A 15,705-nucleotide genomic window follows, 5' to 3' on the forward strand; every position below is an offset into this window, starting at 1 on the left:
ATCATCATTCCTCCACAAGCGGAAAACGCGGCTGCCGCCGTACAAAAAGAAGCGCCGCAAGTCTCTTCCCCGTTTACAAGGCTGGCTTTCGGACCGGAGCAAAACGCTGAAAGATCAGCGGCCCGCCTTCACATCCGGTCGTTTCGAGCCGGGCGGCATCGTACCGCCCAGCTTCACGTTACCGCTTTTTTCGGGCGGTTTCAAGCCTGCGCGCGCGATTGTCACAATAACGCCCTACATCGTTTCGAGCGCGACCGTGCTGCCGCGGCCGAACGGCTCCGCCCCGGTGACGATCAGCCGGCGGGGCAGTCTCGCCCGCAGCTCCGGAACGTGACTGATAACGCCGACGGCCAGCTTGTCGTGATGCAGCTTCTCCAGCGCAGTTATGACCGTATCGAGCAGCTCGGGATCGAGCGTGCCGAAGCCCTCGTCCAGGAAAAAGAACTGCAGCGGGTATTTGCCCCGAAGCTGAATTTGGCCGGACAGCGCAAGCGCGAGGGCGAGCGAAGCGAGGAACGTTTCGCCGCCGGAGAGCGTGGATACCGGCCGGCGGATACCGCCGCCCGCGTCGTCGCGGATCACGAAGCCGCCGCCGGAATCGACCTCGAGCGCGTAGCGCCGTTTCGTCAAATAGCCGAGCCGTTCGGAAGCGGAGCGGCAAACCTGCACCAGCTGCTCCTCGGCCACATATTCGACGAAGGCGTTGCCGCGGAAAACGGTTTGCAGCGTTTTAAGGCGTTCGCACAGCCGCTCCATTTTGAGCCGCTTTTCCTCCAGCGCGGTCCAGCGTTCGTGCCTCGCTTTCAGCTCCTCGGCATCGCGCTCCGCTTTGGCGGCCAGCTGCAGCAGCTCTTCGCCGCGCGCTCTTGCCGTCTGCAGGCGGGAGACGCAGCGCTCCCATTCCTCGTCCGTGACCGACCGGCCGCCGAGCTGGTCGCGCAGCAGCTCGATTTGAGCGGCAAGCTGGCGCTCCGCCTCCCGGTATTTTGCGATCTGCGCGGCGATTGCTTCCTGCTGCGGAAGCAGCGGCCGCAGGCTTTGCGCTTCATCGCCGGATTGAAACGGCGAGCTCTGCAGCGCCGAATGCATAGCGGCATCGGCTTCCCCCTTTCTCGCCGCCGCGGCCCGCTCCGCCTCTTCGGCGGCGATCCGCTCGCCGGACGCCGCTTGCAGAGCGTCGACGGCCGTCTCCTGCGCCTCCTTCAGCCGGTGCAGCCGGACCCGCAGCTCGCGGAGTTCCCGTTCGGCCTCCCGGAGCAGCTCGGCAGCCGGACGTCCGACCGTCCATTCCCGCAAAAGGCGTTCTTTTTCCGTCAGCTGCTCTTTCAGGCCGGACAGTCTGGCGGCAAGCTCGACGGCTTCGAGCTGCGCCTCCTGCCCGGACTGCCGCAGCCGGTGAAGCTGCGCCGCCGTTTCCTCGATGAACGTCACGCTCCGTTCCAGCCGGCTGCGCAGATCGAGGGCAGCCGTTTCTCTCTGCTCAAAGGCATCCAGAAGCGGCTGTGCCTGCTCCATCGTTAATTCGGCCCCGAACCGGCTCATCCATTCCCGCCGTTCGCGGTCCAGCTCGTCCGTCAGTCCGGCGCAGCGCCGGCTCGCGGCCTCCGCCAGCGCTTCCTGAGCGCGGCTGGCGCTTTCCGCCGCGGCATAGCGGCGCTGCGCTTCCGTCCGGCGGGCGCGGACGGACGTAAGCTCCGGCTCGACCGCGGAGAAGGACGCGGCGGCCTGTACGTATGTATGTTCCGCTTCCTGCAGGAACCGTTCGGCGGCCTGCAGCGACCGCTCCTCTCCAAGAGGCCCTCGGCCCATCACGGATGGCGCACGGGCTTCTCCATTAAGCAAGTCCGCGGCTGATGCGGCTTCTGCATCAACGGCCGCGGCCGCTTCCGCGGCAGCGGCGCGCCGCGCACCGAACGCGTCTTCCACTGCTCCGTCCGAAGCGGACCGCCGAGCCGCATCCCCATCGGCGAGCGCTTCCTCGATGCGTTCAAAGGCGGCTCCGAGCTTCGCATGCAGGCCGCTCGTACGAAGCAGCAGCTCCTGCGTCCGCTGCTGAACGGTTTCCCAGGCTTCGGCCGCACCTGTTTCGGGCGGCTGGGAGCCGTTAACATCGGGCGCGTGGAGGCGAATCGGATGGTCGAGCGATCCGCAGACCGGACAAGGCTCCCCGTCCGCCAGCGAAGAGGCCAGCTGCGCCGCAAGCCGCTCCAGCTGCGCCGCGCGCTCGGCGGACCGGGCACGCTCCAGCCTGGCGGGTAGCTCCCGCGCGGCATCCCGCAGCGTACGCTCGAGCGCCGCCGTTTCGGCGCGTACAGAGCGAAGCCGGAAGGCGGCGCTTTCCAGCGCGGCAAACGCCGCGCCGCTATCCGCTTCAGCGGCTCGGAGCGCCTGCCGCCGCCGCTCCAGCTCGCCGGCGGCGGCTTCGGCTTCGCGCTCTGCGGCCGCGTGCTGCGCGCGCAGCGCCTCGGCGTGCTGCAGCCGCTGCGCAGCCGCCGTGCGGAGCTGGCGCTCCTCGGCGCTCAGCTCGGCCTGCTGCAGCTGCGCCTTCAGCTCGCTCTGCCGCTGCGCCGCCCGCGCGAGCGTATCCTCCGCTTTGGCGGCCTGCTCGCCAAAGCCGTGCTGCCGGCCGGCGGCGTCCGCGCGGCGGCGTTCGCCTTCGGCGGCGCTCGCCGCCAGCGCGGCGGCTTCGGCCTCGAGCCGCTGCGCCTGCGCGAGCTGCTCGAGCCGCAGCGCGAGGCGCGGCTCGGCCTCGCCTGCCGCGCTTTCCGCCGCGGCCCGCGCGGCGGCGGCCTCAGCGGCCGCCTGCTGCCGGGCGGCATGCGCCCGCCCGGCGGCTTCGCGGCGCGAAGCGGCGGCGCGCAGCGCCGCTTCGGCCGCATCGGCGGCGTCCAGCGCCGGCAGCAGCCGCTCGGCCGCCGCAAGGCGCTGCAGCTCGCGCTCGAGCGCCGTCACCTTCGGCGCCTCCTCGAGCAGCTTCGCCTGCAGCGCCTGCTTCGCGCGCAGCGCCTCCTGGCGCTCGCGCACGTGCAGCCGCTCCGCGTGCAGCCGCTCCGCTTCCGCGAGCTCCGCACGCGCCGCCGCCGCGGCGGCGGCCGCTTCGCGGTGGCGCGCGGACGCTGCGTCGACCGCGTCCGCAGAGGCGTCGCCGAGCCCGTGCTGCTCGGCTGCCGCCTCGTTCAGCGCGGCTTCCGCCGCTTTCATGCGCTGGTTCAGCTTCAACGCGAGCCCGTCGCCGAACCGCTCCAGCCGGAACAGCCGCTGCAGCATTTGGCGGCGGTCCTTGCCGGTCAGCGACAGAAATTCCGCGAACTTGCCCTGAGGCAGCACGACCGCCCGCGTGAAGTCCTGCATATTCAGGCCGATCCGTTCCTCCACGCAGCGGGTGACGTCGGCCAGTTTGTCGGCCAGCACGGTCTCCCCCGCTTCCGTCACCTCGATGAACCGGCTCAGCGTATTGCTGACCGTTACGTCGCCGCTGCGTTTGAACTGCCGTTCGACCCGGTACAGCCGCCGCTCGCCCGGAGCGGCCAGCTCGAACGTAAAGGCGACGGACAGCTGCTTCTCGGCCTGGTTCATAATGCCCTGCGTGCCGTTCGCCGCCCGCTCGACCTTGCCGTACAGCGCGAGCGTCATCGCGTCGAGGATGCTCGATTTCCCGCTGCCGGTCGAGCCGAAAATACCGAAGACGCCGGCTTCGCACAGCCGGCTGAAATCGACCTCCTGCGCCTCTCGATAGCTCTGCAGACCACTCAGCCGCAGCACAATCGGCTTCATGCGCTTTCGCCTCCTTCCAGCCGGACGTCCTCCGGTCCCGCTTCTTCTTCGTCTTCGGCGATCAGCTCCAGAAAAAGCCGAACCGTCTCGGCATCCGGCTCCGCGCCGCCGGTCTGACGGGCGAAAAAACGCCGGAACAGCTCCTCCGCCGGCAGCTTCTCCCGGGAACGCCCGTCCGCATCGGACCGCTCTTCCGTTTCCGGATAAACCGGACGGATATGGATAAAACCGTCGTGCTGTTTGCGCAGCTGCTGAATTTGCGGCAGCGTCATCGTTTCGGTCAGCGCCACCTCCAGATCGATCCAGGCTCTGGCGTCCCGGCCCTCCTCCAGCCAGCGGTACACTTCCTCAAGCCCCCCTTTTGCGCGCCACTGCACGAGCGGACGGCCGCAGCCGAGCAGCACCTCCCGGGGCTGAACGGCAGCGCCCGGCTCGGCGTCGAATACCGTAACCGACTTCGCCTGGCCCGCTTCCGAGAAGCTGTACGCGAGCGGCGAGCCGCTGTAGCGCATCCGATCGTCGCCGCCGACCCGCTGCGGGCGGTGCAGGTGGCCGAGCGCCACGTACTGCGCGCCGCAGCGCAGCGCCGAAGGATCGACCGTATACGCGCCGCCCACTTGTATCGGCCGCTCGGAGTCGGTTTCGAGTCCGCCGAGCACATAGATATGGCTCATCGCCAAATTGACGGTGTCAGGACCGAACGATTCGCCCATTTTCGCCATCAGCCGGCCGACCCGCTCCGAATAGGCGCTGCGCAGCGCCGCTTCGTCGGTCGCTTCGCTGAGCAGCTCGCGCAGCCGCGACTCCGACGGATACGGAAGCGCCGCGATGACGGCCCTTTCTCCGGTTCTTGCGATATCGGCCGTCATCGGCGATGCGGCAGGCAGCCCGGCGAGCCGGATCCCGCTTTTCGCCGCAAGCGGTGCCGCCGCCGCGACCCGTTCGGGATGGTCGTGATTGCCGGCAATGACCGCAATGGTCCGTTTCCCCCCGTCCGCCAGCCGGGATAACGCCTCGTAAAACAGCTGCTCCGCCGCAGCCGGCGGGTTTACCGAATCGTAGACGTCGCCGGCCAGCAATACGAGGTCGATCGCCTCGTCCTTGACGATGGCGGCCAGCTCGTCCACAAAAGCCTCCTGCTCCTCGTGGCGGCTGCGCCCTTCGAGCGTCCGCCCGAAATGCCAGTCCGCCGTATGCAGTATTCGCATCCAGCTCCCCCTCCTCCCTGGTTTCACGGCGCAAGCAGCCGCACCAAAATGCGGCTCAAGCGCTCCATTAAGATCTTCGGGCCATCCCGGCTAGAACAGCCGGACCGCACGGCCGCCGTCAAAAAAGAATACGTAGCATTCGCCGACCGGCTCGCCCAAAATGCGGCCGACCGCCTCGGCATACAACGTCAGCTGAAACCGGTGGCGTTCGGCGGCTTCCGACCACCTTTTCATCACGATCCGGTCCGTCTTGTAGTCGAGCAGCACCAGCCCTTTCCCGTCACGGAACAGACAGTCGATGACGCCCTGGATCAGAACCGGCTCGCTGCCGAGTCCGTGCCCCGCGCCGGGATAAACGCGTTCCCCGGGGAACGTGCAGCTGAACGGCGTCTCGCGCCGAACCCAATCCGCCGTCAGCAGCCGCCGGCCGACCGGCTCCCGGAAAAAGGCGGCGATCGCCGCCGGATCGACGGCTTCCGCCTGCCGGTCTGTCAGCATGCGCCGCTCCAGCAGCCGGCGTGTCGTGACCCGGACGGATTCCTCGTCGACCTCGCCCAGTGAGAGCGGAATGTGCTGCATGACCAAGTGGCTGACCGTTCCCCGCTCCGCCGCCGTGAGCGACGCTTCCTCCATAAATTTCGGGCGCCGCAAACGGAACGTAAAAGCTCCGCCTGAACCTTGAGCCGGGAAGGTCCCCCGAACAGCTGCGTCGAAGGCCGGATGTGCGCTGTTCACGCTTGCTCCTCCGACGTCTGCCGGCGCCCCCGGCACCCGGATGAAGCCGCCAGCCGCGGCCGTCCCGTGCTCGTCTGCAGCACTCGGCTCATCCAAAACCGGTCCGGCGTTGCCGCCTGCCTCCGCCAGCCGCTCTCCGGCAGCCGGCTCCGCGTCTGCCGATCCGGCATCCGCAACTTTCCAGTCAGGAACCGGCAGGTCCGTTTCCGATTCGCTTTCGCCGAAATCGAATGCCAGCTGTTCTGCACGATCGCCTACCGCTTCGGCAGCAAGAGGCTTGTCCTTCGAGGGCTCGCTTGCCGTTCCGGCAATCCCTTCGGGAAGCGGCAGCGCCGCCGCTTCTTCGTCGGCTTCGGCGTGCAGCCGCTTCATCTCGGTCACCGACGTTTTTGCGGCAACGGTCGTCGCCGCGGCATAAGGATACTGCCAGCCAAAACGGTGCTCCAGCTCCGCCGCTAACGCCGGGGACGCCGGAAGCGGCACGAGGGCGCGCACGGCCCTTAGCCGCTCGCGAAACGCCGCCTCCGCCGATTCATCGGTCTCGGCGGCCGGCGCAGCCTGCGGCACGAGCAGCGAAGCCGCGACGACGCCGGTCTTCCAATTACGCAGCGCCGCCGTCTGCCGCCCTCCGTTTCGCCGTTCGGCGGCTGCAAGCGGCAGCTCCCGGACGCCTGGCTCCGTTTGCCCCTCTTCGATCCGGTCCGGCCGAGCCGTTCGTTCCGCTCCGCCGGGATCATCGTGGACAAAACCGGATTGTGCCGATGCTGCATAAGTACCGGAAAGAGCTTCCCCTTCCGCCGTAAGACTGTTCGAATCGTTTTCCGCGATACCCATTCGATCCGATTGTAGCATTCCGGTTTCGTCGGCACCCGTACGAGAATCGTCGTCTGCCGGCGCCGTCCAGAAGCCGGCTTCAGCCGAATCGGCACCGATTTCCGCCGTCACGGACGAACCTTCCGAAAGCGCCAGCGGCGCAAGCCAGTCGAGGAACCGTTTCGCCTGCGCCAAGCGGAAGTCGGGCAGGGAGCCGCCGCCGTCCACCATCGCCCGCCAGCGCTCCGCCTGCCGCTCCGCATCGGCCACCGTGCCGACCAAAAACATCTTTTCTTTCGGCCGGGTGAGCGCAACGTATAAAATCCGCATCTCCTCGGCGAGCGATTCCATTCGCAGCCGTTCCCGAATCGCCAAATAGGGCAGCGTCGGATAGCTGACCCGCATGCCCGTGTCGACAAACCGCGGCCCGAAGCCAAGCTGCTTATGCATCAAAAACGGGCTGCTGAGGTCCTGGCGATTAAACGCTTTGCCGAGCCCGGCGATGAACACGACGGGGAATTCGAGCCCTTTACTCTTGTGAATGGACATGATCCGGACGACGTCCTCCTGCTCCACGAGCGCTCCGGCCGTCCCCAGATCGCCGCCGTTCTCGCGCATCCGGTCGATAAAGCGCAGGAAGCGGAATAAGCCGCGCAGCGACGACGATTCGTACTGCCGCGCGCGGTCGTGCAGGGCGCGCAGGTTCGCCTGCCGCTGAAGCCCGCCCGGCATGCCGGCGACGAGATCGAGATATCCGGTATCCCGGTATATCCGCCAAATCAGCTCGGATACCGCGCTCTGCCTCCCTTCATCGCGCCACGCTTCCAGGCGCGACAGGAACGCCCAAAGCTTCGCCCGCGTCTCATCGGGTACCGCCGCGTCCCCGGCCGCCCGTTTAACCGCGTCGAAATAATAGCCGTTTCGGGCGGCGACCCGCACAAGCGCCAGCTCCTCCGCCGTCAATCCGAATATCGGCGAACGCAGCGTTCCGGCCAGCGGAATGTCCTGATAAGGATTGTCGACGACGCGCAGCAGCGACAGCACGGTCTCGACTTCCGTCGCCTCGAAATAGCCGCTGCTCAGCTCGGCGTGTGCCGGAATACCGTGCGTCCGCAGCTCCTCGATCATAACCGGCGCCCACATTTTGTCGGCCCGCAGCAGGATGACGATGTCCCGCCAGGCGAGCGGCCGTTTGCCGCCCTGCCTGCCGTCGTGCACGGCCAAAGGCTTGTTCGCTCCGCCCGCGCCGCGCAGGCGCAAAATTTGCGCCGCAATATATCGCGCCTCCAGCCGCACGGCCTGCAGATCTTCCGCCGCTTCCGCGGCTTCTTCCCCGTCCGCGGGCGTTTCCGCTCCGTCATCGGACTGCCCGGGATCCGGCGGCGGCGCCGCGCCTTTATCCAGAACGGCAAATTCGACCGCATACCGTTCGGGAGCTCCGTCCTCGCCGGCGGGCGGATACGACGCGCCGCACACGAGCTCGGCGCGCTCGTCGTAGTCCATCTCCGCCGTCTGACGGCGCATGATCGCCCGAAAAACGCCGTTCACACCGTCCACAACCTCCTGCCGGCTGCGAAAATTACGAGCAAGGTCGATCCGCATCCCGCGCTCTTCGTCGACCTCCGCTTCGAAAGCCTCGAGCGCTAAGTTCTCGTTCACAAGGACAAAGCGCTGGCTGTCATCCGCGGTTTCCTCTGCCGGAAGACTTTCCGCCGCATCGGCGTTCTGTTCCGGAAAAAGAGCCGTCTCCGCTTCCGCCGCCGGGGAATACGTTTCGTATTTATGCAGGAACAGGTTCGGCTCCGCGAGCCGGAACCGGTAAATGCTCTGCTTCACGTCGCCGACCATGAAGCGGTTACCAGCTCCCGGTCTGGACAGGAGCGCAACGATCGCCTCCTGCACCATGTTCGTATCTTGATATTCGTCAAGCAAAATCTCGTCGAACTGGCGCCGGTATTCGAGCGCGGCCGCGGACGGAACCGTCCGCTCCGGAGACGATGCCGGATCGCGCAAAATGCGCAGGCAGTAATGCTCCATGTCACCGAAATCGAGCAGCCCTTTCTCCCGTTTGGCCGCCTCGAACCGCCGGCCGAAAGCGACAACAAGCTGCGCCAGCGTGCGCATGAGCGGCGCCAGCTCCCGCAGCTCAAACGCGAACTGCTCGGCCGTGCGGCCGAACAGCTCCTCCTTCAATCCGGAAACCGCCGATTTCGCCTGGTCGCGCAGCTCCTTCGCCTGCTCTTGCAGCGTTTTGTCGAAGCCGTCGCCGCGCATGCTTTTCAGCTTGCCGAAGGCAATGGCGTCAAACGCGCCGGACCAGCCTTCCCACGGCTCGGCGCGCAGCCGCTCCGTCAAGCCCCGGACCGCCGCCAAATCATCCTCGAGCGTCTCCGCGTATACCGCCGGTCCTGCCGGCCGGCGGGTCAGCTCGAGCGCCTGAAGAAGCAGGCGTTCCGCCCCTTCAAGGCCGAGCATGGCTTGAAGCCGGATCGTATCCGCCCATTCGGTGCGTCTAAGCTCCGCCGTTTCCCGGAGATCGAAGCGCTCCGCCGTATGCAGCAGCCAGTGCTCCGGCCACGGATGGCTTTTCGCAAAATCGTACAGCTTCAGCACAAGGCGGTACAGCGGCTCGTCGCCGCGTTCGCCCCCGAATCGCTCGACAAGCTCGATGAAATCGCGCGCAGGCGGCAGCGGCTCGGAATGCGCCGCTGTCTCCGCACCCGCTTCGCCGTCCGAATCATCGGCAGCCTCCTCGCCGTCATCGTGCGGGACTCCGGCTGGCTCGTCCACTTTTCCGGCGCCCGGCGAATGCTCTTCCGATCCGCCGGCAGCGTCCCGGCCGCTCATTTCCGGGCCGCCCGCATTTCGAGCGGGAGGCTGACCGTTGGTCCGCAAAGCCTGTCGCCCTGTTCGGTCCGGGAATTGCTCTATTCCGTCTTCGAGTCCGGCCGCGGCTTCTGCGAGCGCCGTGCGTTCCTCCAGTTCGAAGAGGGCTGTCCCGCGCGCCTCCTCCTCTCCCGTCTCCGCCATGGCGTACAGCTCTTCGAACAGCGCATCCAGCACATCGATGCGAAGAAGCTCCGCTTCCGTTTCGCTTGCGATCCGAAAGCCGGGATCAAGCCCGATCAGCGCGTAATACCGGCGGATCACATCGAGGCAGAAGGAGTGAAGCGTCGTGACCGACGCGCGCCCCATCAGCGCGAGCTGCCGCCGCAAATGGTCGGAGGAAGGATTCCGGTCCAGCTCTTTCTCCAGCGCGATGCGAATCCGTTCCTTCATCTCGGCCGCCGCCGCTTTCGTAAAGGTTGCGACCAGCAGCCGGTCGACGTCGGTATCCGCCGATATTTTACGGATGATCCGCTCGACCAGCACCGCTGTTTTACCCGAGCCGGCGGCCGCCGCAACCAGAATGTTCCGGCCCTCCGTCACGATCGCGCGCCATTGGTCGTCCGTCCACGCGCTGCCTTCCGGCTTCGGCGGAATCGCCTGCCGCTGCGTCATCGCTTCTCTCCCCCTTCCGCGCCGGACGTTCCTCCGGTCTCTCCTTCGGCTGCCGCATCCGTTTCCCGTCCGCCGTCCGGGTCGCCTTCGGCCCCGGCGGCGAGCAGCTCCCAAATTTCGTCCTTGGCCGGCCGCCGCAGCTTCGTATAGTCGTTGCCCGCCATCATCGGGTCGAACTGGCAGACCGGCTTGTACGCGCAAAATTGGCAGGGCGTCCGGTTTCCGAGCCGGTAAGGGGCAATCGAAACGTCGCCGTCCGCGATCCGCTCGCCGATTCTGCGCAGCGTCCTGCGGACGGATCCGCGCAGCGTGCTCCACTGCTCGTCCGTTACGACGGACGAGCCGCTTGCGAAGCCGCCGTCCTTCTTGATCCGAACCGGAATCAGCTCGGAAATGCCGGTATCGAGCGCGAGATCCATCCTTCTCGCCGTCTCCTCGTCCGCGAGCACCAGCCCTTTCAGCTTGAACCGCTTCAGCATTTCCTTCCGCGCCTTCTCCGGCGGCAGCACATTGGAAGCGGACAGCATCGGGTTATGGACGTGAAAATAAAGCGCTCCCGCCGGCTTCGCCGGCTGTCCCAGCCATTGCGGCGCATGCGTCAGCAGAACGTCCAGGTAGGTCAGCATTTGCAGCGCGAGGCCAAATGCGATTTCCTCGAGCCGCAGCTGCCGCTCGCCGGACTTGTAATCGATAACGCGCAGCAGCGCGCCTTCTTCCGTAACCGCGGCGTCCACCCGGTCGATTCGCCCCGACATTTCGAGCAGCCTGCCGCCAGACAGCGGAATCCGCACGGGCGGCAGCGGACCGTCCGGCCCGAAGGCGATTTCCAGCCCGACCGGCTTAAACTCCGCCCTCCGCGCATGCTCGCTCAGCATGACCGCCGCCTGGCCGACAATGTCCCGCAGCTTGCGCGCCACATACTGGTGGCGGCTGCTGCGCAGCAAAATTTGCGACTGCAGCCGCTGGGCCAGCTCATTCACGACACTGGCGGCCGCTTCGCGGATTTGCTGCGGCGCGAGCTTCCCCCAGCTGTCGCCGAGCGATTCCGCGAGCCGGCTGAGCGCAGCGTGGAAGAGCTGGCCGATATCCGGTGCGGCAAGCTTGTGCAGCTCGCGCTCGCGCAGCCGCAGCCCGTGAACGGCGAAATGCTGGAACGGGCAGGAAACGAAACGCTCCATGCGCGATACGCTGCCGCGCAGCAGCGAGCCGTACAGCTGCTCCGCCGTGGACGGCGTGAGCGAAGGCTCCTCGTTGGCGTAGTCGAGGGAGCGGATCAGCCTATCGAGGCGCGGCTGCCAGTCCGGACGCACGGCAAACCAGTTGTACGCCTCCCACCAGACGTCCGAGACGCCGCCTCCCTGGCGCCAATGCCGGAGCTGGCCGATGACGTGCGACAGCGCACGCCCGGGGCGGACGGCAAAAGCCAGCTGTTCCTCCTCGGGCATGGAAGGCGCCGGTTCGCCGGTCGGCGTCCTCACGGGGATGCCGGGAAATAACTGCTTTACGTGACGGATCACCTCCGACGGCAGAAGGCTTTTCCCTTCTTCGTCCGCCGTGGGCCAGCTGATCCATAAATGATCGCCCGGCACCGTCAGCGCGTTGTAGATGAGAAACCGTTCGTCCAGCAGCCTGCGCCTTACGCCCGGCGCCATAACGAGCCCGCCCGCGCCGAGCGTTTCCCGCTCCTGCTCGGTCAGCACGCCGTCCTCCTGTACGCGCTGCGGCATTACGCCGTCATTGGCGCCCAGCACGTAGCAGACCCGGATGCGCCCGGAACGCGTCCGGTCCATGCTTCCGACCAGCACCTGGTCGAGCGACGGCGGAACGGCGGCAAGCTTCAGGCTTTCCAGCCCGGTTTCCACCATGCCGGCGAACAGCTGGACCGGCATCCGTTCGCCCCCGGTCATTTCCGTCAGCTGGTCGAGCACGTCCATGACGCCGTCCCACAGCTGCCGGTGCTCGCGGCCGCGCTGGGTCCGTCCCGCCGCGGCATCCCTGCGGCTCCACCGTTCGAGCCGGTCGGGGGCGTCGACCGCCATGAGGAGCCGGTATACCGCTTCGCACATCGCGCGCACGTCCTCCGCTTTTTTCAGCTGGCGGATAAATTTCCGCAGCGGCGGCACGACCGCCTCCCGGGCCGCAAGCACCGCTTCGAACCGCTTCAGCTCGCCGGCCGCGGCCTGCGCCGCTTCGCCTTCAAGCGTATCGCGCACGAGCGGCTTCCAATAGCTGCGCGTCAGCCAGCGGCTGCCGTCGATGCCGGCGGCCAGCGCGTAATTTTCCAGAAGATCGAGCGATTCTCGCGTCACGCTCCCGTCGTCCGGCAGCAGCAGCTCGGTCTTGATGCAGCGGAAAACCGCCTCGTACCGCCAGCCGTACGACGCGATTTCGAGCGCCGAGCGGACGAATTCGACAAGCGGATGGTGCAGCGGCGATTGCTTCTGGTCGAGAAAATATGGAATGCCGTAATCGTCAAACACGTTGCTTATGTATTCGGAATAGTCCGGCGCGTTTCGCACCGACAGCGCAATGTCGCGGTACCGGTACCCTTCGTCGCGGACGCGCCGGAGGATGTCCCTTGCCGCGGCGTCCACCTCGGCCCTCCGGCTGCCCGCCGCATGCAGCGATACCGCGCCCGTCTCCAGCTCTTCGGCTGTAAGCGCCAGCGCCTTCCGGTCCCGGAAATGCCGCTCCAGGTGGGCGAGCATCGGACTTCCCCGATAACGGAGCGGCGGCTTCCCGTCCAGCACGACCGGCTCCGCCAGCTCGAGCCCGATACGCCCGGCAAGCTCGGCCAGCTTGACATACGTTTCCGCCGTCGGCCGAAACAGCTCCAGCTCGTGCGGCTGTTCGCCTTCGCCGTACGGCCGGTCCAGGCAAAGCGCGACCGTCACTTCGGCCGAATGGCGCAGCAGCGCCTCCAGCGCTCCGTACTCCTTCGGCGTAAAGCCGTGGAATCCGTCGACCCAAATTCGCGCCCCCTTCATCGATGGCGCCTCATCGAAGCCCGACGCGAGCCAGCTCAGGTAATCCTCCGCATCGACATAAAGTCCGTCCAGCTCCCGTTCGAGCTCGCCGGCAATCAGCCGCAGGTCGTGCAGCTTGCGGGCGAGCAGCGGATTCGCCGCCCCGGAGGCGGCGAACTGCTCCACTTGGGCGGAATCGATGCCGTACCGCTTCCACTCCGTCATCAGCTCGCCAAGCCGTTCGATAAAGCCGCGCTGCGCTTCCCCGCCTCCGAACAGCTGGAGCTGCACGTCGAGCCGATGCACGATTTTGTGCAGCAGCATCATTTTGCCGTTCTCGCCGATCGGCACGAGCGCCGTTCCTCCGGTTTCCTGCATGACGCGGAACGACAGGCGGCGGAAGCTGAGCGCCTGGGCGCGAATCGCCCCTCCCGGTCCCTCGCCCCCAAGCAGCGCGTATTCGGCTTGAAACGTAGCCTGCTCCGGCACGAGCATCATGAGCGGCGGCCCGTCAGGCTGTTCCCGCAGCAGGCTGCGCATTTCGTCCAGACACCGGCGGGTTTTGCCCGTTCCGGCCCGGCCGACGATAAATCGGAGCGCCATGCGCCCCCTCCTTCCTGCTGATTCGATTCTTCTATTCTATCACAGGAAAAGAGAATTGAGCACCCGAAACACAAACATTTGTTCGAATTGCGGGATGGAAAATGATAGTTGAACGAATCCGGCCGCTACAGCTTCGCAACCGCATCTTTCATGATGTCGTAGCTGATGGCGCCCTGAAACTTTTCCCGGATCACGCCTTCGGAATCCAGCAGGTACGTGGTCGGATAGGCCATCACTTGAAAGGTATCCATGACGTCGCCCTCGGGGTCCAATACGATCGGAAACGAAAGTCCCTGCTCCCTGACGAAGGTACGGATCGAATCCGCGTTTCTTTCCGTCGGCGTCAGATTGACGCCCAGAATAACCGTTCCTTTCGATTCGTAATCCTCGTAAAATTTTTGCATATGCGGCAGCTCCACCCGGCAAGGCGGACACCAGGTCGCCCAAAAATTAATGAGCACCTTCTTGCCTTTAAAATCCGATAGACGGACAGGCCTGCCTTCAAGATCCGTTAATGAGAAGTCCGGCGCATGCTGTCCTTTTTCGATGCCTTCATCCGGGTCGGCCGCTTCCGTTTCCGCTGTCGGGATATCCGAAGCCGGCGGACTTGCGTATTCATAGCCGCCGTACGCGACAAGTCCGATTAAAACCAGGATGGCGATGATGTTTTTTTTCATTCGTATCGTCTCCTCGCATTAAAACGTTATGTCCAAGAACGTATACCGGGCAAGCCAGGCGCTGATGACCTGCAGCTGTCCGGTAAACAGCAGCAGACCCATTGCGATAAAAATCCACCCGTTCAGCTTGGATAAATAGGGCATCCAGCGGTTCATTTTTTTCATGATGCCCATCGAGTAGGTTAACAGCCAAGAAAGAATCAGAAAGGGGATGCCCAAACCGATCGAATAAAAGGCAAGCAGCCCGATTCCGCTCCACAGCGTCTCCGAAGAACCGGCAAGCAGCAGGATGGACGATAAAGCCAGCCCGACGCATGGACTCCACCCGGCGCCGAACGCCAGACCGGTCAGAAACGAGCGGATGACGCCGCGGCCCGTCTTTATCCCGTTATTCCATGACTTGACGGACATGAACAACCGGAGATTTAAAAAACCGGCCATTTGCAGCCCAAACGCCATGATGAGCAGACCGCTTATTTTTTGCACCAGATCGCGTTCGTGAGCCGCAAAGCGGCCGAGGAAGCTTGCCGATGCGCCCAGCACGATAAATATAAAGGCGAATCCCGCAATAAAGCCGATCGAATTCACAAGGAGCTTTCTCCGGTTGACGACAAGCCTGCCGTCCTGAATGGACGAGCCGGTTAAATGGGATACATAAGCCGGAATGAGCGGGAACACGCAGGGCGACAGGAAAGACAGCATCCCCGCCGCAACGGCCACCAGTATCGTAACGTTATCCATGAGCGCCTCCTTTCCGCCTTTTCTCATTCCTCCATGACCATCCGGTTAATGACGCGGCGGCGAGCAGGAACACGATCTGCTGTTTGCTGAAGGTCAGCAGCCACGCCGGGCGGTCGGATACCATAAACAGCAGCAGCACATTTCCGATCGAGAACCATAAAGCGTACTGAAACGGAGCGTCGTCTTTATGGGTCACCGCCAACGCGATCAACAGAGCCGCCGTCAACCCGGCATTGACGGCATGAAACCACAACGGCTCCTGATCGAACATCCACAGCAGGAAGTGATAGACAAACCAGCCCGCGAAGCTAAACCACGCACCGGCTTCGATCCACATCGCAGCGCTCATTTTTTGTTTGACGGAGCGGTACGCGATGTAGGCCGCGGCGGCCAGGGCAGCCGCCCATCTGCCGCGTTCTCCCCCGTCGAAATAAAGGAGCGATACCGGCTGCCGGATAAAATCGACCGGATGAAAAACCGCGAAGCTTCCTTTCCACACGAGCATCCAGATCCAGAACGCATTCATGGCGCAGGACAGGAACGGGCCGCCCTCCGGCAAGGATCGAAACCGGTATTTCAGCATCAGCCATCCGGCCGCCCCGATGCCGAGGTACAGAAGCAGCGAACCGTTGAGTACAAACGAACCGATCATAAAATTGTGCAAGTCTCCGCCTCCTTTCTGAACGA

General features: G+C 65.2%; 7 protein-coding genes and 1 pseudogene. All 8 read right to left on the reverse strand.

The window, feature by feature from the left end; translation table 11 throughout:
- Nucleotides 1-234: 234 nt before the first annotated feature.
- The gene (locus PD282_RS17475) at nt 235-3,774 is read right to left on the reverse strand and encodes an AAA family ATPase (protein WP_274651923.1); all 3,540 of its coding nucleotides are present in this window, start codon (nt 3,772-3,774) and stop codon (nt 235-237) included.
- Entirely contained in the window at nt 3,771-4,982 is a 1,212-nt protein-coding gene (locus PD282_RS17480) for an exonuclease SbcCD subunit D (protein ID WP_274651924.1), read from the reverse strand. The genes PD282_RS17475 and PD282_RS17480 overlap by 4 nt, the downstream gene beginning before the upstream one ends.
- A 90-nt stretch (nt 4,983-5,072) precedes the next feature.
- The gene (locus PD282_RS17485) at nt 5,073-9,377 is read right to left on the reverse strand and encodes a UvrD-helicase domain-containing protein (protein ID WP_420832364.1); all 4,305 of its coding nucleotides are present in this window, start codon (nt 9,375-9,377) and stop codon (nt 5,073-5,075) included.
- A gap of 123 nt (nt 9,378-9,500) precedes the next feature.
- Nucleotides 9,501-10,031 (reverse strand): annotated as a pseudogene (locus PD282_RS27380) (UvrD-helicase domain-containing protein); the annotation flags it as partial.
- Nucleotides 10,028-13,600: a helicase-exonuclease AddAB subunit AddB gene (gene addB / locus PD282_RS17490; RefSeq protein ID WP_274651926.1), complete on the reverse strand. Its 3,573-nt coding sequence runs from the start codon at nt 13,598-13,600 to the stop codon at nt 10,028-10,030. The pseudogene PD282_RS27380 and the gene addB, both read right to left, overlap by 4 nt.
- A gap of 125 nt (nt 13,601-13,725) precedes the next feature.
- Entirely contained in the window at nt 13,726-14,277 is a 552-nt protein-coding gene (locus PD282_RS17495; RefSeq protein WP_274651927.1) for a peroxiredoxin family protein, read from the reverse strand.
- An 18-nt stretch (nt 14,278-14,295) separates the two neighbouring features.
- Nucleotides 14,296-15,018, reverse strand: a complete 723-nt coding sequence (locus PD282_RS17500; RefSeq protein ID WP_274651928.1) for a cytochrome c biogenesis CcdA family protein — start codon at nt 15,016-15,018, stop codon at nt 14,296-14,298.
- Nucleotides 15,011-15,682 carry a hypothetical protein gene (locus PD282_RS17505; RefSeq protein WP_274651929.1) on the reverse strand — a complete coding sequence of 224 codons (672 nt, stop codon included), beginning with the start codon at nt 15,680-15,682 and terminating at the stop codon, nt 15,011-15,013. Before PD282_RS17505 ends, PD282_RS17500 begins: the two co-directional genes overlap by 8 nt.
- Between the last annotated feature and the right edge of the window lie 23 nt (nt 15,683-15,705).

Source organism: Paenibacillus humicola (genome assembly GCF_028826105.1).
GTDB classification, from domain to species: domain Bacteria; phylum Bacillota; class Bacilli; order Paenibacillales; family Paenibacillaceae; genus Paenibacillus_Z; species Paenibacillus_Z humicola.

Excerpts from the sequence above, each read along its gene's own strand:
- PD282_RS17475 (WP_274651923.1), bottom strand. The coding sequence starts at position 3,774 with ATGAAGCCGATTGTGCTGCGGCTGAGTGGTCTGCAGAGCTATCGAGAG.
- PD282_RS17480 (WP_274651924.1), bottom strand. The coding sequence starts at position 4,982 with ATGCGAATACTGCATACGGCGGACTGGCATTTCGGGCGGACGCTCGAA.
- PD282_RS17485 (WP_420832364.1), bottom strand. The coding sequence starts at position 9,377 with ATGAGCGGCCGGGACGCTGCCGGCGGATCGGAAGAGCATTCGCCGGGC.
- addB (WP_274651926.1), bottom strand. The coding sequence starts at position 13,600 with ATGGCGCTCCGATTTATCGTCGGCCGGGCCGGAACGGGCAAAACCCGC.
- PD282_RS17495 (WP_274651927.1), bottom strand. The coding sequence starts at position 14,277 with ATGAAAAAAAACATCATCGCCATCCTGGTTTTAATCGGACTTGTCGCG.
- PD282_RS17500 (WP_274651928.1), bottom strand. The coding sequence starts at position 15,018 with ATGGATAACGTTACGATACTGGTGGCCGTTGCGGCGGGGATGCTGTCT.